Raw genomic sequence first — 20,502 nt, 5'->3', positions numbered from 1 at the left:
CCATCCGTGGAACAGGGCGCCTCCCAAACCCATCGACAAGCGACGCCGCTACTGCTCGATAAAGCCAACCTCGCGACCCTGCTGCACGCGCAGCAGCTGGTGGTCCAGGGAGAGGGGTTCGGGCAGACGCAGGAACTGCTCGCCGAGGCTGATGGTCATGGCGCCGTCGAGCGGGGCACGGACCAGGCCACGCAGCAGGTTGATGCGCGGGGTGCCGACGAACGCGGCGACGAAGACGTTGCGGGGCAGCGCGTAGACCTCGCGCGGGGTGCCGACCTGCTGGAGCACCCCGCTGCGCATCACGGCCACCCGGTCGCCCAGCGACATGGCCTCCGACTGGTCGTGGGTGACGTAGACGGTGGTCGCCCCGAGTTCCCGGGTCAGCTTGGATATCTCGGCCCGCAGGTGGTTGCGGAGCTTGGCGTCGAGGTTGGACAGCGGCTCGTCCATCAGGAAGGCGGAGGGGTGGCGGGCGATGGCCCGGCCCATGGCGACACGCTGGCGTTCGCCGCCGGAGAGCTGGGCGGGATAGCGGTCGAGGAGGTCCTCGATGCCGAGCATGCGGGCGGTGGCGTCCACGCGCGGGCGCGGGTCCCCACCGGGGTTCTCGATGCGCAGCGGGAATCCGATGTTGTCGGCGCTGGTCATGCTCGGGTAGAGGGCGAAGCTCTGGAACACCATGGCCATGTCCCGGCCGGACGGGGGCAGGTCGTTGGACCGCTCGCCGTCGAGCAGCAGGGTGCCGTCGGTGATGTCCTCCAGCCCCGCGATCATGCGCAGCACGGTGGACTTGCCGCAGCCCGAGGGGCCGAGCAGGACCAGGAACTCGCCGGGCGTGATGTCCAGCGAGAGCCGGTCCACCACGCGGGTGCCTTTCGTGTAGACCTTGCTCACGTCGTGCAGGGAGATGGCGCGTGTCATGAGTCGTCCCCAGGGGCTGCCACTGGGCGCTGGTGCTCAGCGGTCGGACGCTCCTCGCGGAACGCAAGGGGCGTTTGGGCCACGGAAGTTAACGGAATGCACGCGCCGGGGGGAAGAGCCGGGAGGCATCGCGTTCTCCCGTCCGCGACTCGGGCCGGCGGACCCCGGGACGCCGTGGAAGCCGGTCCGTGCGAGGCGCGGACCCCGGGGAGGCGGGCGAGGACGACGGTGTCGCCCACCAGCCGGTCGGGCGGTGACGGGTGCCGCCGCAGGTGGCCAGCCGCAGCTCGGCGCGACCACGGTCGCCGTGGACCTGCCGGCCGGCAGGTGCCGCCGCCCCGCCGCGGTCAGCCGGCTCGGCCAAGGGCGGTGAGTTCGACGGGGATGCCGTTGAGCACCGCGTTGCCGGACAGCGGGTCGAGCAGGCTGCCGTCCAGCAGCTGGTTGACGTTGACGCCCGGGGTGGTGGAGGCGTGGCCGAGCCGGGTGCCGGGGCGGTCGTGGCCCCAGCCGTGCGGCAGGCTCACCACGCCCGGCCGGACGTCCTCGGTGACCTCGGCGCGGGCCACGACCTCTCCCCCGGCGCCCTTGACGCGCACGTCCGCTCCGTCGCGGACGTCGAGGCGGGCGGCGTCGGTGGGGTTCAGGTGCAGGGTGCAGCGGTTGGTGCCGCCGGTCAGGGCGGGGACGTTGTGCATCCAGCTGTTGTTGGAGCGCAGGTGGCGGCGTCCGACGAGGACGAGGCCGTCCGGCCGCTCTGCCATGGCCCGCCGCAGCCGGGGCAGATCCTCGGCGATGGGCTGCGGCAGCAGCTCCACCGCGCCGCTGGGGGTCTTCAGCGGTTGCGGCAGACGCGACTCCAGCGGGCCGAGGTCGATGCCGTGGGGATGCGCGAGCAGCACGGTCAGGCTCAGGCCGTCCGGCCGTGCGCCGAAGCCGTCGCCGTAGGGGCCCAGGCGCAGCATCATGTCCAGCCGCTTCTCGGGGCCGCTCTCCCCGGTGAGCTGCTCCGCCAGCTCCCGCGGGTCACGGCCGTGCACCGGCGAGTGCTCCTCGCGGACCGCCTTGCCCAGCGTCTGGCCGATCACCAGGTCGTCGACCGCGGAGGGCTCGGATCCGTGCAGGCCCGTCACGGCGAGGATCAGCCGCGCCATGATCTCCGTCTCCGCCATCCGGCCGGGCTCCAGCGGGACGGCGGGGCGGGTGTAGCGGACCTGGTTGCGCACGGCGAGGGTGTTGAAGGCGAAGTCGTGGTGCGGGCTCTGGGAGGGCGGCGGCGGGGGCAGGACGACGTCGGCGTGGCGGGAGGTCTCGTTGAGGTAGGGGTCGACACTGACCATGAAGTCCAGGGACGCCAGGGCCTTGTCGAGGCGGTCTCCGTCGGGGGCGGAGAGCACGGGGTTGGCGGCGACGGCGATGACCGCGCGGACCGGCTCGCCCTCCTCGGTGGCGGTGTCGATCTCCTCGGCGAGCGCGGAGATCGGCAGCTCGCCCTTGGCCTCGGGGTGCCGGCCCACCCGGGAGTGCCAGCGGCCCAGCCGGAAGCCGTGGCCGGGGCCTGCCGGGCGCGGCGTCCGGTCGGTGGCGGCCTGCGGGAAGAGCACCCCACCGGGCCGGTCGAGGTTTCCGGTGAGGATGTTGAGGATGTCCACGAGCCAGCTCGCCAGCGTGCCGTGCGGGACGGTGCAGCTGCCGATGCGGCCGTAGACGGCGGCCGGGTCGGCGGCGGCCAGCTCGCGGGCGAGGGTGCGGATGAGGGCGGGCTCGACGTCGCAGGCGGCGGCCACCCCCTCCGGTGTGAACTCCTCCGTCGCGGCCCTCAGGTCGTCGAGCCCCCGGACGTGCGGGGCGAGGTCGCCCAGGGCGACGAGGTCCTCCTCGAAGAGGACGTGGGCCAGGGCGGCCAGCAGCAGGGCGTCGGTGCCGGGCCGGATCGCGATGTGGCGGTCGGCGAGCTTCGCGGTGCGGGTGCGGCGCGGGTCGACCACCGTCAGGGTCCCGCCGCGCGCCCGGAGGGCCTTGAGCCGGCCGGGGAAGTCGGGGGCGGTGCACAGACTGCCGTTGGACTCCAGGGGATTGGCACCGATCAGGAGCAGGTGGCCGGTGCGGTCCAGGTCGGGCACGGGGATGGCGTTGGCGTCGCCGTAGAGGAGCCCGCTGGAGACGTGCTTGGGCATCTGGTCGACGGTGGAGGCGGTGAACAGGCTGCGGGTGCCGAGCCCGGCGAGCAGGACCGGCGGGTAGAGGGCCCCGGCCATGGTGTGCACGTTCGGGTTGCCGAGGACGACGCCCACGGCGTGCGGCCCGTACCGCTCGACGACCGGGCGGATCCCGGCGGCGACGGTGTCGAAGGCCTCCTCCCAGGTGGCCTCGCGCAGCTCGCCCCCGCTGCGGACCAGGGGCGTGCGCAGCCGGTCGGGATCGCCGTCGACGGCGCCGAAGGCGGCGCCCTTCGGGCAGATGAACCCCTTGCTGAACACGTCGTCGCGGTCGCCGCGGGCCCCGGTCACCCGGGTGCCGTCGACGGTCAGGGTCAACCCGCAGGTGGCCTCGCACAGGGGGCAGATTCGCAGGGCGGAGCGGGACACGGGTCCTCCCGGGGACGGCGGCGGTGGCACACGGCTCGCGGCCGAGCATACCGACCGGTATGCATCCTGCCCAGGGTTCTTCCCGGGCAGCGCCCACCGGAGCCCTTCACCCGGCGGCGCCCACCGCACTCCCGCACCCGGCGGGCGTCGGCCGGACCGGCGCCCCGGCCACCTGCGGCCACCCCCGCCCCGGCCCCGCCCGGGCGCCCGAACCCCTGCACCCCCCCGGGCGCCCGCCGGCCCCACCCCGCCGCCTTCGCGCACCCTCCGTCCGGCGCCGTCCGCACATTCGCGCCCGCGTCCGCACGGAACGTGCTCCGGCCCCACGGGGCGGCCTTCCCCTCGGGCCTCCGGCAACCCCACCTTCAGCCCAGCGCGCGTCCGAGGTACGCCCGCAGCAGCAGGCGCGTCTCCGCGATGATCTTCTCGTCGCCCTCCGGGTCCACCCGGAAGGCCAGTTGGACGAGGGTGTCCGCGGCTTCCACCGCGACGAGGAGGGCACGGCGCAGATCCTCGTCGGGCAGGCGCCCGAGGTAGTCAGCGGCCAGCCCGGTGAGACGGTCGGCCACCCGGTGGTTGGGCTCGCCGTCGCGGGTGCCGACCGGGATCTGGTTGCCGAAGTCGACGAGGGCGAAGCCGGGAGCGGTGCGCTTCATGGCGAGGTACTCGTCGAGGACGGCGTCCAGGGCGGCGCGCCAGTCCCGCAGCCCACCCTCTGCCAGCCGCTGGACGACCCGCTCGGACCATCGCTCCAGGTTGCGCTGGGCGAGGGCGTCGACCATCTGCCCCTTGTTGCCGAAGAAGCGGTAGAGGGAGCCGATGGGGACGCCCGCGCGCAGCGCGACGGCGCGCGTGCTCAGGGCTTCGTATCCGACCTCGTCGAGTAGGTCGGCGCAGGCGTCCAGGATCCTGCCAAGCCGCTCGGCACTGCGCCGTTGCACGGGCGCTCGGCGTAGCGATGTCGCGTGGGGCACGGGCTTCATGATGCCTCCCCGCCGGAGTCCGGTGAACCTCGGCCCTGTGTACGGGCTCCGACGCCCTTCGCACTCACCGCGCCGGACGGATCCGTGGCCGGTGCGAAGCGCCACCTCACGACGGTGGCGCAGGCGCTCGTCGGCGGGGAGGAGCCCGCGGCCCGCCGGTGCGGAATCCGGGCGCCCGCCCTCCGCCCCAGGCGCATCGCCGCCCTCACCCGAGAACACGGGGCCCCTGCGGTGTCCGCCCTCCGCCCCCACCCGCCACCGCCTCGCAGCGCGCGATCCGGCCAACACCGGACCGCCGATCGCGAGCGCAGGCACACACTCGACGTGTCCACGACATGCAGCGCCCTGACGCGCGGCCGCGGCGCCCCCGAACACATGGAGATCGGGTTCCGGCCGTTCTTCGCGGAACGGATCGGCACGCCTCTTGCGCCGACGGCGATCGCAATCCTACGGTGTTACATAGGAATCAGCGCCACAAGGGAGCGAGCGAACATGAGCGGGGACGCGCGGAAGACCGCCGAGGGACTGTCCTATCTCTCCGGCTTCGGCAACGAGCACAGCTCCGAGGCGGTTCCGGGCGCCCTGCCCGAGGGCCGCAACTCACCACAGCGCGCGCCGCTCGGGCTGTACGCGGAGCAGCTGAGCGGTTCGGCGTTCACCGAGCCGCGGGCCCACAACCGCCGCTCCTGGCTGTACCGCATCCGCCCCTCGGCCGCCCACCCCGCGTTCACCCGCACCGGCAACGGCGCCCTGCGCACGGCCCCCTTCACCGAGGCGACGCCGGACCCGAACCGACTGCGCTGGGACCCGCTGCCCCGGCCGGAGCAGGGCACGGACTTCCTCGCGGGCCTGTGGACACTGGGCGGCAACGGCGACCCCGCCCAGCGCGCGGGCATGGCCGTGCACCTCTACCACGCGGACACCTCCATGGAGCGCGTCTTCAGTGACGCGGACGGCGAGCTGCTGATCGTCCCGGAGCACGGCGGGCTGCTGCTGCGCACCGAGTTCGGTCTGCTGCACGCCGGGCCGGGCGACGTGGCGCTGATCCCGCGCGGTGTGCGCTTCCGGGTGGAGCTGCTGGACGAGACCGCGCGCGGCTACGTCTGCGAGAACTACGGTGCCCCCTTCCGCCTGCCCGACCTCGGCCCGATCGGCGCCAACGGCCTGGCCAACGCGCGCGACTTCCGCGCCCCGGTCGCCGCCTACGAGGACGTGGCGGGCCCGGTGGAGGTGGTGAACAAGTACTGCGGCAACCTCTGGACGGCCACCTACGGCCACTCGCCGCTGGACGTGGTCGCCTGGCACGGCAACTTCCTGCCGTACGTCTACGACCTGCGCCGCTTCAACGTCATCGGCTCCATCTCCTACGACCACCCCGACCCGTCGATCTTCACGGTGCTGACGTCGCCGTCCGACACCCCGGGCCTGGCGAGCGTGGACTTCGTGGTGTTCGCGCCGCGCTGGCTCGTCGGCGAGGACACCTTCCGGCCGCCGTACTTCCACCGGAACGTGATGAGCGAGTACATGGGTCTGGTCGAGGGCGCCTACGACGCGAAGGCCGAGGGCTTCGTGCCGGGCGGCGGCTCGCTGCACAACATGATGTCGGCGCACGGTCCGGACCGCGAGACGTTCGACCGGGCGAGCGCCGCGGACCTGAAACCGCAGAAGGTCGACGACGGCCTTGCCTTCATGTTCGAGACGCGCTGGCCGCTGAACCTGACCCCGCAGGCGGCGGACGCCGAGCACCTGCAGCAGCGCTACGACGACGTGTGGCAGGGCCTGCAACGGCACTTCAGGGCGGTGTGACGGCCGTGCCCTCAGGCTCGCCCTTGCACTGAACGATCCCCGACCGGTACGGATGGGCACCGTGACCTCCTTCGCCCCGGACTCCGTCGTCCTGAACCGCAAGCTGCCCCTGTGGTACCAGGTGTCGCAGTCGCTGCGCGCCTCCATACTGGGCCGCTCGCCGCACGACCCGCTGCGCCTGCCCACGGAGGAGCAGCTGGCGGGGCACTACGGCGTGAGCGTGCTGACGATGCGGCAGGCGCTGAAGGAGCTGGAGGACGAGGGGCTCATCACCCGGCACCGGCGCCGCGGGACGTTCATCGAACCGGACGTCCAGCGCGGCGCCCCCGTGCGGCTGCTCGGCTCCGTGGACGCCATCGTGGCCCAGCAGTCCGGCATGACGACCGAACTCCTCGACCACGGCGGCCAGCCCGTGCCCGCCGAACTCGCCGAGTACTTCCCGGACCTCGCCGAGGTCACCGCGTACCACCGGCTGCGCTGCGACGAGAAGACCGGCGAGCCGACCAACCACGCCCGCAACTGGGTCCGTCCCGACCTGGCCGCCCACGTCGACCCCGAGGACCTGGTGCGCTGGCCGATGACCAAGGTGCTGCGGGACGTCGTGGGCGCGGACATCAGCAGGATCACGGACACCGTGGAGGCGCGGATCGCCGACCCGGAGACGGCCCGGCTGCTCCAGGTGCCGCTGCTCAGCCCGATCCTGCACTACACGGGCGTGACGTACGACCCCGCCGGCCGGGTGCTGGACGTGGCGGTCATCCACTACCGGGGCGACCGCTTCTCCTTCACCGTGACACTCGACGCCACGTGACCCGCGCCCGGGGGCCCGTCGTACGATGCCCGGCGTGACGCACGACGACGCTCCGCCGCTGGCGGACCTCATGCCGTGGTCCGTCGCACCGCCGCGACTCGGCCGCGACTGGCCCGTGGCACCCGACCCGGCCACGCTCAGGGACCGCTGGGCCGCCCTGCTGAGGGCGGACGGACCGGACCGGGAGACCCTGTTCGAGCCGACGCGGGCCAGGACGGCGCACTCGGCGGTCGGGCAGTTGCCGGGCCGGGCGGGCGACACGCAGAAACTGGTCCGCGCCTCCGGTCCCTGCCCGGAACCGGTGCGCGTGCTCCGGGCGCCGTTCGACGAGCAGTGGCTGATCCCCGACCACCGGCTGATCGACGCGGCCCGGCCGGAGCTGTGGCGGGTGGCGGACGAGCGGCAGGTCTTCCTGGTGCAGACGCCGGACGTCCTGCTGGCCACGTCGCTGGTCCCGGTGCCGCGCGGCGGACGGGTGCGCCCGCTGTACCGCCGCCCGGGCGGCACGGAACCGAACCTGGCCCCCGGTCTGCCGGACCACCTGACCGCCCGGCTGGGTTGCGCGGTGACGGCACCGGACGTGCTGGCCTGGACACTGGCGGCAGTGCGCCCCGACGGGACAGTGCCGCTGACGGAGGACCGCGAGGTGTGGCTGCGCGGGGTGGAGCTGGGCCGCAGGGTGCTGTGGCTGATGCTCCGCGACGGGGACCGCCCCAAGCTGCCCGGCGGGCGCCGCCCGTACGTTCGCGCCCCGCTGCCGGCCCGCCCGCTGACCCTGTACTACGACCGGGACGAGGAAGCCCTGCATCTCGACGGGGGCCGCATCTCCCCGGTGCCGCCGGAGGCCTGGGAGTTCGAGGTGGGGGGCGTGCGGGTCCTGGAGCAGTGGTTCGCGGCGCGCGCCGCACCGGCCGGGTCCGGCACCCTGGCCGGGATCCGGCCGCGCGCCTGGCCGCAGGCGTGGACCTCGGAACTGCTGGAGCTCGTCACCGTGCTGACCCTGCTGGCGGAGCTGCGCCCGCACCAGGCCGACCTGGAGACCACCGCCCCGATCACGGCGTCCGACCTGGACACGGCGGGCGTCCTGCCGGTGCCGGCGGCGGCCCGCCGCCCCGCCTCGGTGCTCGACACCCGGGAGGAGGGCCCGGAGGGCCAGCTGCTGCTCATCTAGTGCCGCAACGGGCGCCGCGACGGGGCGAACGTCGCCGGGTCGCTGGCCCGGTGCGCGCTGCTGACCGGCGTGTGCGCACCACTCGCCGTCCGCCGTTACGGCCGGCCCGCGACGGGGTCCGTGACCGACGGGTCATGACAGAACCACCGTGCGCGGGACATGATCCCGGCATGGACCAGTTGCCCCTGCCCCTGGAGGGCGTCACCGTCGTCGCCGTCGAACAGGCCGTCGCCGCCCCGTTCGCCACCCGGCAGCTCGCCGACCTGGGCGCCCGGGTGATCAAGGTGGAACGGATCGACGGCGGCGACTTCGCCCGCGGGTACGACACCGCCGCCCGGGGACTCGCCTCGCACTTCGTGTGGTGCAACCGCGGCAAGGAGTCGATCGCCGTGGACCTGAAGGATCCGCGCGGGCTGGCCGTGGTACGCCGGCTGGTGTCCGGGGCGGACGTGTTCGTGCAGAACCTCGCGCAGGGGGCCGCGGCCCGGCTCGGCCTGGACGCGGCCGGCCTGTGCGCGGCGCATCCGCGGCTGATCGCCGTGGACGTCTCGGGGTACGGCGCGGGGGGCCCGTACGCGGACAAACGGGCGTACGACATGCTCGTGCAGTGCGAGGCGGGCCTGGTGTCGGTGACGGGCACCCCGGAGCAGCCGGTCAAGGCGGGCATCCCGGCGGCCGACATCGCGGCCGGGATGTACGCCTTCTCGGGTGTGCTGGCCGCTCTGGTGCGGCGCGGCACGACAGGGCGGGGCGGGCCGGTCGAGGTGTCGATGCTGGAGGCGCTCGCCGAGTGGATGGGGCATCCGCTGCACCACGCCCTGCACGGGGGCGCCTCCCCGGCCCGCACGGGCCTCGCGCACGCCGTGATCGCGCCCTATGACGCCTACCCGACGGCGGACGGCGGGCAGGTTCTGCTGTCGGTGCAGAACGACCGGGAGTGGCAGCGGCTCGCGGATCGGGTCCTCGGCCGCCCGGACCTGGGCACGGACCCCGAGTTCGCCACGAACGCGGCACGGGTGGCGCGCCGTGAGCGCACGGACGCGCTGGTCGCGAGGGCGCTGGGCGCGCTGGACGCCGACGAGGCGATGGAGCGCCTCCAGACCGCGGGTATCGCCTGCGCCCGCCTGCGCGACGTGCACGAACTGGCCGCCCATCCGCAGCTGGCGGCGCGGGATCGCTGGCGGGAGACGGGGTCGCCGTCCGGGCCGTTGCGGGCGCTGCTGCCCCCGATCACACTGCCGGGCGGGAAGGAGGCACGGATGGGGGACGTGCCCGCGCTCGGGCAGCACACCGGGACGGTGCTGCGGGCCGCGGGCATGACGGAGGACGAGATCGCGGCGCTGCGCCGCGACGGCGTGGTCGCCTGAGTCGGGGCCGGGCGTCTCCCCGATTGATTCGAGCCGGTTCCGGGGACGGTGGCGGATGCGGCCGAGCCGGGGCGGTCCGGTGCGGGCGGCTGCGGCGCCGTGGGAGCAGGCGCGGGGCGGGCGCCTCCCGGCCGGGGAGAGCCGGGGAAGGCCTGGGACGGGTGGGTTGGTGACTTCGACGCCGCAGTGGAGGGGTGCCGGGCCCCGCGACGTCGGCATGCGCCCGGAAGGCGCCCCTAGTGCCGGTGGCCGCCGAACAGGGAACGGCGCAGCCGGCGCAGCGGCGCGAAGAGCGAGACCCGGCTGACGCGGGCACGACTGCCGGTGCCCTTGTGCACGGTGTCGCGCGTGGTCAGTTCACGCATGAGCGAGGTCGCCTCGACCGTCTCACGCTGCGGTATGGCGGGCCCGCCGAGCACCGAGAGGTGGCGGTCGAGGCGGGAACTGGTCGCGCTGCTCCCGCAGGTGATCGCAGGGACTCTGGCCCTGCTGCGCACCGTTATCTGCTCCATGTCACTCCCCACCCGTACGAGTCCGCCCGGCCCGGGCAGAGTAACCTTATCGCCCCCTTGGGGCACTCCGGTATCGCACTCCGAGGATTCACCTTCCCTGCAAGGGGGTTGACGCTCTCCCGCCGATTACTCTCCGAATCCGACCGATTCCAGGGCGAGTTGGACAACCGGCTGGCTGGTGGGCCGAGGTGACCCCCCGCCCGGTTCGACGGTTACGGCGAGTGACGTCGCGGACCGGTCGAGACCCGAGGCGACCAAGGGCGTGTCGCCGCTGAAAAGCCCGAGGGAGCGCGGCTGTGCGCCGGGGCGCATGAGCCACAACTGATGCACGCGCCCGCCCGGCAGCGCGCCGTACCCGCGCAACGTCACCACCGCGCGCCCCTCGGAGACGGAAGCAATCACTCCGATACTCCGGCCACGGGCGTCGAGGCCGGTCGCCGCCTGCGCGTCAGGGGCGGCGAGAACGTGTGCGATCTCACGCGACCGGTCGCGTTCCGCGGTCAGCCGGTCCTGGGTGCGGTCCGCCTGCACGGCGAAGAGGGAGGCGACGACGAGGGCCGCGGCGGCGGTGGCCGTCGCGAACGGCACCAGAAGGGGGCGCGGCCGGGGCGCGCGGTTGCGCCGCGGGGGAGGCTGGACGCCCCAGACGTGCGGGGGGAGTTGCGGGGTGTGCTCGCGCGCCGGCTGCTCCTGCGGGGTGGCACGCACGGCGGCCAGGACCCGCTCGCGCAGGGCGGCCGGGGGCGCGGCGGCAGCGGACCAGGCGAGCCGGACGGCGTCCTCGCCCAACGCCCGCACCTCGGCCGCGCACCGTTCGCAGCGGGCGAGGTGCCGCTCGAAGCGGACCCGCTCGGCGGGCTCCAGGGCGTCCAGGGCGTAGGGCGCGGCGAGCGAGTGCGGGTCCTCGCGGCGCAGCAGGCGGCGCAGGAGGCTCATGCGGCACCCCCCAGGCACTCGCGCAGCCGGGTCAGCCCGTCGCGCATCCGCGTCTTGACCGTGCCCAGCGGCAGGGAGAGCCGCTCGGCCACCTCCCGGTAGGTGTAGCCGTCGTAGTACGCGAGGGTGACGGACTGACGTTGCAGTGCGGTCAGGCGTCCCAGGCAGCGGCGCACCCATTCGCGCTCCAGGCCCGCCTCCACCTCCTCGGACACCTGGTCGAAGGGGGTGGCCCCGGAGCGCAGGGCCTCACGCTGCTCCCGCTCGCCGGCCGCGCGGGCGCTGCGCACCCGGTCCACGGCGCGGCGGTGGGCGAGGGTGAGCACCCAGGACAGGGCACTGCCACGGCCGGGGTCGAACCGCGGCGCCGAGCGCCAGAGTTCCAGCAGCACCTCCTGCGCCACCTCCTCCGCCTGGGCGGTGTCCCGCACCACTCGCCGGACCAGTCCGAACACCGGCCCGGACACCAGTCCGTACAACTGCTCGAACGCTCGATGGTCGCCTCCCGCAACGAGCACCAGCAGCTCGTCCGCCTCCACGCGATCCCCCTCCCGACGGCCGCACCGGCCCCGTCCCGTCACACCAGGCATTCGCACCGAACGCACCTCCGGTCGGTGTTACGGATCAGCGGGCCGAAAACGCGGGTCGGGCCGCGGGAAATGACGGCGGGAAAGAATTTTCCCGACCGACCAATCCGCCCGGCCGACCGCTTCGAATGTCGGGTCACCAAGGCAAGTCGGCAACAGAGGACGGACGGCATGACACTCAACTCCAGGAGCGGGGCGGCACGCAGGAGCGTCGCGGCCCTCGTCTGTGGCGCGCTGGCCGCCGGGGGGCTCGCGGCCGCCGGCGTGGCCGCACTGGCACCGGGGGAGGCGTCCGCCTCCAGCCACCGGGAGGCACCGCTGATCTCGGGGACGCCGCAGTACGACAACACGGACCTGTACGCCTTCGTCAGCCCGGACAAACCGGACACCACGACGATCGTGGCCAACTGGATCCCCTTCGAGGACCCGGCCGGCGGCCCGAACTTCTACACGTTCGCCGAGGACGCCCAGTACGACCTGCACGTCGACAACAACGGCGACGCGCAGGACGACCTGGTCTTCCGCTACACGTTCAAGACCCACGTCAAGAACAAGAACACCTTCCTGTACAACACGGGCACGGTCCACAGCCTCGACGATCCGGACCTGAACGTGACGCAGACCTACGACATCGAACTGCTCAAGATGAAGCACCGGCGCGTGATGTCGCGGAAGAGGATCGCCAAGGACGTGCCCGTGGCGCCGTCGAACGTCGGCAAGGCGTCCATGCCGGACTACGCCAAACTGCGCCACCAGGCGGTGTACCGGACCCACGACGGCGCCACGACCTTCGCCGGCCAGGCCGACGACCCGTTCTTCCTCGACCTCCGGGTCTTCGACCTGCTGTACGGCGGGAACCTCTCCGAGGTCGGCAACGACACCCTCAAGGGCTACAACGTCAACACCATCGCCCTGCAGATCCCGACGCACATGATCACCGAGTCGGCGCACCAGCCGGTCGTCGGCATCTGGTCCACCACGCAGCGCAAGAACGCCCACGGCTACTGGACCCAGGTCTCCCGCCTGGGCAACCCGCTGGTCAACGAGGTGGTCAACCCGCAGAAGGACAAGGACCGGTTCAACGCGTCCGTCCCGAAGGACGACGGGCGGTTCCTGAAGAACGTCACCGAGCCCGAGCTGCCCAAGCTCATCGAGGCGATATACAAGATCAAGGCTCCCGCCGAGCCGCGCAACGACCTCGTCGACGTCTTCCTCAAGGGCGTCGAGGGCCTCAACCAGCCGCCGCACGTCCGCCCCGCGGAGGAACTGCGCCTGAACACCTCGATCAAGCCGACGATGCATCCGAAGCGGCTCGGTGTCCTGGACGGCGACAAGGCGGGCTTCCCCAACGGCCGCCGCCTCACCGACGACGTGATCGACGCCTCGCTCCAGGTCGTCGAGGGAGAACTGGTCGGGTCCAAGAACGACCTCGGCGACGCGGTCGACAAGAACGACAAGGAGTTCGAGAAGACGTTCCCGTATGTCGCCCTGCCGACGGAGGGCTCGCGCGGCCCGCTCGCCAAGGGCACGAGCGGCGGAGCGGACGTACGCAGCCAGCTCGGCGACGCGCTCCAGCCGGCCGGTTCCTCCGGCGGCTCCCCCAGCACCACCCTGATCGCCGCCTCCGCGGCCTCCGGCGCGGCGGGCGTCCTGCTGATCGGTGCCGGTCTGGCCTGGTGGCGCCGGCGCATGCAGCGGCCGTACTGACCGCACCCACCGACCGGCGCGGCCCGTGTCCTCGTGTCCCCCCACGCCACGGGCCGCGCCTCCCGAACGTCCTGAACGAGCACGTCGACCGAGGAGAGGGCATGTCCCCGCGCACGAACGACGACACCCCGAAGCGGGCGCCGGCCCCTGCGCCCGCACCCCTTCCCGAGGGGAAGGCCGACGGCCCGGCGCAGTCGCCGTCCGGGGGGCCGCCGCAGGGCGAGCGCACTCGGGACCACGTCGCCGCGATCCGGCGGGTGGCGGCGGCCTCGGCCGGGCGCGCCGGGCGAGCGGACCGCGGGGACGCCGGGAGGGCGCGTGCGGAGCACGGGGGCGCACCGGCCGACGACCCCGGTCGTGCGCCGCGGCAGCACCACGACACGGACCACGACGAGCACGGGAGGGAACCCGCATCATCCGCCACGGTGCCCCCTCCCCCGCGGACGAGTGGCACGTCACCCGACACCGGGTCACTCCCCCCGCGGACGAACTCCGGCGCGCCCGGTGCCGCGCCGGTGGCCGGGAACTCCGGCGAGGCCCCCGTCACGGCTGCCGCCGGGGCCCCGGTGGACGAGGGCCGCGGGCGTGCCGTGCGCCGGGTGCGCGAGGCGGGGCGGCGCGGCCGGGCCCTGTATCTGGCAGGCTGCACCCTGCTGCTGGCCGTGGCGCTCACCGCCGGGGCCGTGGCCACGGGGGCGGCACGGGACGGCGGGGACGCCGTCGCCGCGGTGCCCGCGAACGGGGACCCGGTGGTAGGGGTGGGCGCGGACCTCGACGCCCAGGTGGCGTCCCTCCAGGCCCATCTGCGCGCCCAGCCCCGCGACCACAACGGCTGGGCGCGCCTCGGGTTCGCCTACGTCGAGCAGGCCCGTACCAAGGCCGACCCCTCCCGCTACCCGCAGGCGGAACAGGCACTGCAACGCTCGCTCGACCTGCGCCCCGGCAACGACGCGGCCCTCGCCGGCCGGGCCGCCCTCGCCGCCGCACGGCACGACTTCACCGGCGCCCTCACCAACGCCGACCGGGCCCTGGCGGAGAACCCGTACAGCGAGCGCGCCCTGTGCAGCCGCATCGACGCCCTCGTCGAACTCGGCCGGTACGACGAGGCGGCGCGGGCCGCGGACACCGCGGACCGGCGGCGGCCGGGCATCCCGGTGTTCACCCGCTACGCCTACGTCCGCGAGCTGCGCGGCGACGTGGCCGGCGCGCGCGAGATCCTGGAGCGGGCCCTCGGCGCGGCGACCGGCCGGGGCGACATCGCGTACGTCGCCGCACAGCTCGGCCAGCTCGCCTGGAACCAGGGCGACTACTCCGGCGCGCTGCGCCAGTACGCCCGCGCCCTCGCGGCGGACGACTCCTACCTGCCCGCTCTGGAGGGCCGTGCCCGCGCCCAGGCCGCGAGCGGCGACCGCGCGGCGGCCGTCCGGAACCTGGAGCGGATCGTCTCGCGCGCACCCCTGCCCGGCCCGCTGACCGCCCTCGGCGAACTGTACGAGGAGCACGGCGAGCTGGCGAAGGCCCGCGAGCAGTACGCGCTGGTGGACGCCTGGACCGCGCTCGCCCGCGCCAACGGTGTCGACGCCGACCTCGACACCGCGCTGGCCGCCGACCACGGCGACGCCGCCGCGGCCCTGCGGGCGGCGCGCGCCGAGTGGAAGCGCCGGCAGACGGTGCACACCGCCGATGCGCTGGCCTGGGCACTGCACGTCAACGGCCGGGACGCCGAGGCACTCCCCTACGCCCGCCGCGCCACCGCCACCGGCTACCGCAACGCCCTCTTCCTCTACCACCGCGGCATGGTCGAACACGGCGCCGGTCACCCGGCCGAGGGACGCGCCCTGCTGACCGAGGCCCTCGGGCTCAACCCCGGCTTCTCCCCCCTCGGTGCCCGCGCGGCCCGCACGGTACTGGAGGAGGCCCGGTGACGCCCCGTCGCGTCCTCGGCTCGGCGGCGGCCGTCCTGACGGCCGCCGCCGGGCTCGCCCTGCTGCCCGCCGCCTCCGCGAGCGCCCACCCGCTCGGCAACTTCACCGTCAACCGCTACGACGGCCTCGTCACCGCGCCCGGCAGCCTCCGCGTCGACCACGTCGAGGATCTCGCCGAGATCCCGGCCACCCAGGCTCGCCCCGAGCTCGAACGGCTCGGCGCCGTCGAGTGGGCCCGGCAACGGTGCCGGAAGGCCGCCCAGGGCAGCCGGGTCGTCGTCGACGGCCGCCCGGTCGCGCTCACCGCCCGCAGCAGCCGGGTGCACGTGCGGCCCGGGCAGGCGGGGCTGAACACCCTGCGGGTGGAGTGCCGGCTGACCGCTCCGCTGCCCGACGCGTCCGTCGCCGTGGCGTTCCACAGCGCGGGCGGCGACACCGGGCCCGGCTGGCGGGAGATCACCGCGCGCGGCGACCGGATGACGCTGACCGCCTCGGACGTGCCGGAGCGGTCCTCCTCCGGGCAGCTGACGCACTACCCGCGGGAGTTGCTCTCCTCCCCGGCCGACACCGCCACCGCCTCGCTGCGGGTGCGCCCCGGCGGCCCGGCCCTGGCCGGCGGGGCAGCAGAGGGGGCCGCCGCCGTCCTGCCCCGCGGCGCCGACCGCTTCACGCGCGCGCTGGACGCCCTCGTGGCGCGCCGCGACCTCACGCTGGGATTCGCAGCCCTCGCCCTGTTCATCGCCGTCGGCCTCGGCGCGCTGCACGCCCTCGCACCGGGCCACGGCAAGACCCTGATGGCCGCGACGGCAGCCGCCCGCGGGGGCCGGGCCCGGCTGAAGGACGTCCTGCCGCTGGCCGCGTCGGTGACGGTCACCCACACCCTCGGGGTCGTCGCCCTCGGCCTGCTCGTCACCGCGGGCTCGGCCGCGGCCCCCTCCGTGATCGCCTGGCTGGGCATGGCGAGCGGCTGCCTGGTGATGCTGGCCGGCGCCACCCTCGTACGCCGGGCCCTGCGCAACCGCACGCGGACACACACGCACGGCCACGCTCCCCACACGCACGACGCGGCCGGCCGTCCCCACGACCACGGCGGCGGTCCCGCCCACCACCACGACCACGTGCAGGGACACAGTCACAGCCATCCCCACGCCCACGCCCACGGCGAGGCGCACGCCCACCGCGACGAACCCGCGCACGGCCATGCGCACGATCACGGGGGCGGGTCCGGCCGGGCCCGGGAGCACCCCCACGTCCACCGTCACGGCGGGATCCCCCACACCCACTCCACCGCCCCCACCCTGCGCGGCACCCTCCTGCTCGGTTTCGCCGGCGGACTGGTGCCGAGTCCCTCCGCGATCGTCGTGCTGGTCGGCGCGGCGGCGCTCGGGAAGGCCTGGTTCGGGCTGGTGCTGGTCGTCGCCTACGGCGCCGGGCTCGCCCTGACGCTCACCGCGGCCGGGTTCGCCGTCGTCCGGGTGGGCAGCGGGATGAGCCGGCTGCTGGACCGTCGGCCCCGGTGGACCGCGCACCCCCTGACGGGCCGGGTGCGCCGGGCCGTACCCCTGGGGTCGGCCTCCGTCGTGCTGGCCCTGGGTGCCGGATTGGTGCTCAGGGGGGCGGCATCGGCACTCGGCTGAGCTACCGTCATGGAGAATCGGATGATTCGCCCGGATGCGAAGGGGGGCGCCGTGTCCGAGGAGCCGGGCAGTGAACTGGTGATCGCCGGCCGCTACCGTCTCCTGTCGCCGCTCGGCGAGGGCGGGATGGGAACGGTGTGGCGGGCCCGTGACGAGGTCCTGCACCGCGAGGTCGCCGTGAAGGAGGTGCGGGCCCCGGTGGGGCTGCCGGCGCCGGACGTGGAACGGATGTACGCCAGGCTGGAGCGCGAGGCCTGGGCGGCGGCGCGGGTCTCCCACCGCAACGTGGTGACCGTGTACGACGTGGCCGCGCAGGACGGCCGGCCGTGGATCGTGATGGAGCTGGTGCGCGGCGTCTCGCTGGCCGACCTCCTCGACGCCGAGGGCCCCGTCGGCCCGGAGCGGGCCGCGCAGATCGGCGCCGAGGTACTGGCGGCACTGCGGGCCGCGCACGCGGCGGGGGTGCTGCACCGGGACGTGAAGCCGGCCAACGTGCTGCTGTCGAACGAGGGCCGGGTGGTGCTCACCGACTTCGGCATCGCGATGGTCGAGGGCAGCTCCGCGCTGACCATGACCGGAGAGGTCATCGGCTCCCCCGAGTTCCTCGCCCCGGAGCGGGCGCTGGGCCGCCGGCCGGGTCCGGAGTCGGATCTGTGGTCGCTGGGCGTACTGCTGTACGCGGCGGTCGAGGGCCACTCCCCCTTCCGTCAGGACACCCCGCTGAGCACCCTGCGCGCGATCGTCGACGAAGAGCTTCCGCCGCCGCGCCGGGCCGGGCCGCTCGCCCCCGTCATCGCGGGGCTGCTGCGGAAGGATCCGGCGGAGCGGCTGCCCGCGGAGGCAGCCGAGCGGGACCTCCGCCTGATCGGCGCGGGCGGCACCGCGCGCGCGGAGACGGTACGGGGACTGCCGTATGCCGAGACGGTCGCGGTGCACCCGGAGCGGGCGGGTTCGGGGCCGACACCGCCGATACCGGTGCCGATGCCGGAGACGGCAACGGCGCCGCCGGGTGGCCGGGCGGTGCAGCCGCGTCGCCGGAGGGGGGCCGGTGTCGTCCTGGTCGCGGGCCTGGCCGCGCTGGCGCTGGCGCTCGCCGGGCTGACGTACGCGCTGCTCAACACCGGTGACACGCACGGCGGCAGCACGGCGGGAGCGTCCACCGGTGTCGAGGGGACGTCGGCGGCCACGCCCACGCCGTCCCCGAGCGAGCGGGGGAGCGGCGCGCAGCCGGCGCCCACGCCCCCTTCCACACCCGGCCGGAGCAGCACCACGAGCAGCCCCCCGCCGCAGTCGGTCCGGGTCACGGTGGTGGGCGCGCACACCGACCGGGTGGGCGCCTGTCCACCGCCGGACGCCGAGGCACCCGCGTTCACGGCGACGTTCACGGTCGGCCGGCTGCCGGCGGAGGTGGACTACCGGTGGGTGACACGCGACGGAGAGGTCGCCGGTCAGGGCTGGAAGACCCTGTCGTTCCCGGAGGGCGGCGGGCGGACCCGGCAGGACCGGGTGATCGTGACGACGTACGCGGCGAACGGCACCTATCACAACGCGATCGGTGTGGAGGTGCGTTCACCGGTGCGGACCAGGTCCGGCCTGGTGCCGTTCTCGGTGACGTGCGTCGAGGAGACCCCGACGGACGGGGCCTCCTCTCCCTCGCCGAGCACATCCCCCTGAGGGGTGGTGCGAAGGTCCCGCCCGCCTTTCGGCCGGCGTCCCTTCCGCAACACGCCCTTGGGGCGAGGAGCGCTGCCGTGGGGCGGCAGCGCTCCGGGGGATGCCGAGCGCGGTCTGCAGGGGATCAGGCCGCGTTCGTCAGCACCGGCAGGTAGCCGCCCGACTGCCCGGACGCGGTCGGGTGGTACGACTCACCGATGTTGAGCCAGTTGACGCTGTGCAGCCAGGAGCTGCCGGAGCAGATCTCGTGGCCGCCGAAGGTGGAACGGACGTCCCCGAAGGCGAAGCCGTGGCCGGCGGCGCGCTGGGCGATGGCGCTGTCCAGGAAGTCGGCGGCGTCGTTGATCGCGGCGCGTTTGGTCTCGGAGAGGCCGATGCACCAGGTGCCCAGCTTGTAGAAGCGGGGGTAGCCGAGCACCACGACCTGCGCGTTGGGCGCCTTGGAGCTGATCGTCGAGTAGACGGTGTCGAGCTTCCCCGGCAGCGTCGAACTGACGTACGCCTTGGCGGTGTTGATGCGGGAGAGACAGGTGCTGTCGGACGAGAACACACAGGTCGTCATGACGTCGGCGAATCCGGCGTCGTTGCCGCCGATGGTGATCGAGACCAGGCCGGTGGAGGAGGAGAGCCCACCGAGCTGGCCGGCCAGGACGTCACCCGTTTCGGCGCCCGAGCACGCCGCGAAGGTGAACGAGGAAGGGGCGTGGGCGGCGTTCCACAGGTACGGGTACGCCTTGGTGCTGCGCTTGCAGTCGCCGCTCGAACCGATGTAGCTGCCGGCGCCGACACCGGAGGAGTAGGAGTCGCCGAGGGCCACGTAGCCGGTGGCCGCGGCGGCTTCGGAGGCCTGTGCCGCGGCGGCACCGGTGAGGGCGGCACCGGCGGCGAGGAGGAGTGAACTGATGAATACGACAAGTCGGGAACGTCTCATGGAACCTCCCTTTAGCAGGATCTCTGCCGTAACTGTCGTAGCAACTACGCGTGTTGATGGGAAGTGTCCATGCCAAGAATTACCGGGAGCCTTCACAATCGTGGCCGTACGTTCACCATGCATGTGATGACGCGACCATGACATCCCGACTGACGGTTGTTCAACTACCCGGCAGGTAACAATCTCCGCGCCTTGACGGCCCCTGCGGGACTGCGCGACATTGAAGTCCGGCATCAGGCGCTTCGGGGGGCAAAGTCGCCCATGCGGACCATACGGATCAAGACAGCTTCAACAGGCCCGGACCAGGACGCCGGTACGGCGCGATCCGGGCCGCGCCGGGACCTGCCGGCCCTGCTCGCGGGCGCCGCGACCGCCGTCGGGGGAATCGGCGCGACCCTCGCGCTCGGCGACTCGGGCTCACCACTGCGCGGCCCACTCACCCTGTTCTTCCTCCTGGCGGCACCGGCATCCGCCGTCGCCGCCGCACTGCGCGGACTGGATCCGTTCGGTCGGACCCTCGCCGCGACGGCGGGCGCGATCGCGGTGAACATGCTGGTGGCCCAGGCCATGCTCGCCGTGCACCGCTGGTCGGTGCACGGGGGGGTCGTGACCGTCACCGTGATCAGCGCGCTCCTGCTCCTGCTGACGGCGGTGCGGCGGTCGCGCGACCGCACGCCGCCCCCACCGCGACAGGAGGCCGGGTGACCCGGCGTCACCCGGCCGTCGCGGTCGAACGCATCGAACAGATCGGACAGATCAGTTCGAAACCAACAAAAACATGAGACCTCGTTCCAGGTCTTGCCATACGGGTTCAATCGTCAATACCGTCTTACATCTCACCCGCATCGGTCCGTCATCGAGCGGCTCAAGGGGAGGGCTCAAGGACCGCGACGTACCGGCGCGGGGCGCGGTAGGGGGGTGCCGTGCTCGGTGATCGCACAGGTGA

Annotated in this window: 15 protein-coding genes and 1 pseudogene; 9 read left to right on the top strand and 7 right to left on the bottom strand. The window is 73.9% G+C overall.

Annotated features, from left to right (window positions below):
• Positions 1 to 66: 66 nt before the first annotated feature.
• From I3F54_RS28950 to I3F54_RS28940, 3 genes and pseudogenes are all read right to left on the bottom strand, one after another.
• Positions 67 to 921, bottom strand: a pseudogene (locus I3F54_RS28950) (ABC transporter ATP-binding protein); the annotation flags it as partial.
• Positions 922 to 1,268: 347 nt separating this feature from the next.
• The gene (locus I3F54_RS28945) at positions 1,269 to 3,509 is read right to left on the bottom strand and encodes a molybdopterin-dependent oxidoreductase (RefSeq protein ID WP_240121883.1); all 2,241 of its coding nucleotides are present in this window, start codon (positions 3,507 to 3,509) and stop codon (positions 1,269 to 1,271) included.
• Between the two features lie 365 nt (positions 3,510 to 3,874).
• Positions 3,875 to 4,492, bottom strand: a complete 618-nt coding sequence (locus tag I3F54_RS28940) for a TetR/AcrR family transcriptional regulator (RefSeq protein WP_240121882.1) — start codon at positions 4,490 to 4,492, stop codon at positions 3,875 to 3,877.
• A 492-nt stretch (positions 4,493 to 4,984) separates the two neighbouring features.
• On the opposite strand from I3F54_RS28940, the gene hmgA reads away from it, so the two are divergent.
• The 4 genes from hmgA to I3F54_RS28920 all read left to right on the top strand — a co-directional run bounded on the left by hmgA (position 4,985) and on the right by I3F54_RS28920 (position 9,647).
• Positions 4,985 to 6,298 (top strand): homogentisate 1,2-dioxygenase, encoded by a 1,314-nt coding sequence (hmgA, locus tag I3F54_RS28935; RefSeq protein WP_240121881.1) that lies wholly within the window; start codon positions 4,985 to 4,987, stop codon positions 6,296 to 6,298.
• A gap of 61 nt (positions 6,299 to 6,359) precedes the next feature.
• Positions 6,360 to 7,109, top strand: a complete 750-nt coding sequence (locus I3F54_RS28930; protein WP_240121880.1) for a GntR family transcriptional regulator — start codon at positions 6,360 to 6,362, stop codon at positions 7,107 to 7,109.
• A 25-nt stretch (positions 7,110 to 7,134) separates the two neighbouring features.
• Entirely contained in the window at positions 7,135 to 8,280 is a 1,146-nt protein-coding gene (locus tag I3F54_RS28925; RefSeq protein WP_240121879.1) for a type ISP restriction/modification enzyme, read from the top strand.
• 170 nt (positions 8,281 to 8,450) lie between these two features.
• Positions 8,451 to 9,647, top strand: a complete 1,197-nt coding sequence (locus tag I3F54_RS28920; RefSeq protein WP_240121878.1) for a CaiB/BaiF CoA-transferase family protein — start codon at positions 8,451 to 8,453, stop codon at positions 9,645 to 9,647.
• A gap of 236 nt (positions 9,648 to 9,883) precedes the next feature.
• On the opposite strand, the gene I3F54_RS28915 is transcribed toward I3F54_RS28920, so the two are convergent.
• The 3 genes from I3F54_RS28915 to I3F54_RS28905 all read right to left on the bottom strand — a co-directional run bounded on the left by I3F54_RS28915 (position 9,884) and on the right by I3F54_RS28905 (position 11,634).
• Positions 9,884 to 10,159 carry a hypothetical protein gene (locus I3F54_RS28915; protein WP_240121877.1) on the bottom strand — a complete coding sequence of 92 codons (276 nt, stop codon included), beginning with the start codon at positions 10,157 to 10,159 and terminating at the stop codon, positions 9,884 to 9,886.
• 126 nt (positions 10,160 to 10,285) lie between these two features.
• On the bottom strand, positions 10,286 to 11,095 hold the full coding sequence (locus tag I3F54_RS28910; RefSeq protein WP_240121876.1) for an anti-sigma factor domain-containing protein: 810 nt from the start codon (positions 11,093 to 11,095) through the stop codon (positions 10,286 to 10,288).
• Positions 11,092 to 11,634, bottom strand: coding sequence for a sigma-70 family RNA polymerase sigma factor (locus I3F54_RS28905; RefSeq protein WP_240121875.1), 543 nt, complete (start codon positions 11,632 to 11,634; stop codon positions 11,092 to 11,094). Before I3F54_RS28905 ends, I3F54_RS28910 begins: the two co-directional genes overlap by 4 nt.
• Before the next feature lie 219 nt (positions 11,635 to 11,853).
• On the opposite strand from I3F54_RS28905, the gene I3F54_RS28900 reads away from it, so the two are divergent.
• From I3F54_RS28900 to I3F54_RS28885, 4 genes are all read left to right on the top strand, one after another.
• Positions 11,854 to 13,389 (top strand): DUF4331 domain-containing protein, encoded by a 1,536-nt coding sequence (locus I3F54_RS28900; RefSeq protein ID WP_240121874.1) that lies wholly within the window; start codon positions 11,854 to 11,856, stop codon positions 13,387 to 13,389.
• 101 nt (positions 13,390 to 13,490) lie between these two features.
• A complete protein-coding gene (locus I3F54_RS28895) occupies positions 13,491 to 15,314 on the top strand; it encodes a hypothetical protein (protein WP_240121873.1) in 1,824 nt (607 codons plus the stop codon).
• Positions 15,311 to 16,951: a nickel/cobalt transporter gene (locus I3F54_RS28890; protein WP_240121872.1), complete on the top strand. Its 1,641-nt coding sequence runs from the start codon at positions 15,311 to 15,313 to the stop codon at positions 16,949 to 16,951. The genes I3F54_RS28895 and I3F54_RS28890 overlap by 4 nt, the downstream gene beginning before the upstream one ends.
• 51 nt (positions 16,952 to 17,002) lie before the next feature.
• The gene (locus I3F54_RS28885; protein ID WP_240121871.1) at positions 17,003 to 18,625 is read left to right on the top strand and encodes a serine/threonine-protein kinase; all 1,623 of its coding nucleotides are present in this window, start codon (positions 17,003 to 17,005) and stop codon (positions 18,623 to 18,625) included.
• A 124-nt stretch (positions 18,626 to 18,749) separates the two neighbouring features.
• On the opposite strand, the gene I3F54_RS28880 is transcribed toward I3F54_RS28885, so the two are convergent.
• Positions 18,750 to 19,556 carry an SGNH/GDSL hydrolase family protein gene (locus I3F54_RS28880; RefSeq protein WP_240121870.1) on the bottom strand — a complete coding sequence of 269 codons (807 nt, stop codon included), beginning with the start codon at positions 19,554 to 19,556 and terminating at the stop codon, positions 18,750 to 18,752.
• 261 nt (positions 19,557 to 19,817) lie between these two features.
• On the opposite strand from I3F54_RS28880, the gene I3F54_RS28875 reads away from it, so the two are divergent.
• A complete protein-coding gene (locus I3F54_RS28875; protein WP_240121869.1) occupies positions 19,818 to 20,261 on the top strand; it encodes a hypothetical protein in 444 nt (147 codons plus the stop codon).
• The last annotated feature ends 241 nt before the right edge of the window (positions 20,262 to 20,502 follow it).

Origin of the sequence: Streptomyces sp. MUM 2J, from assembly GCF_022414535.1 — a bacterium.
In the GTDB taxonomy this organism is placed as follows: Bacteria; Actinomycetota; Actinomycetes; order Streptomycetales; family Streptomycetaceae; genus Streptomyces.
Note: the sequence above shows the minus strand (reverse complement) of the source record. Positions and strands in the feature narration are given on the sequence as shown.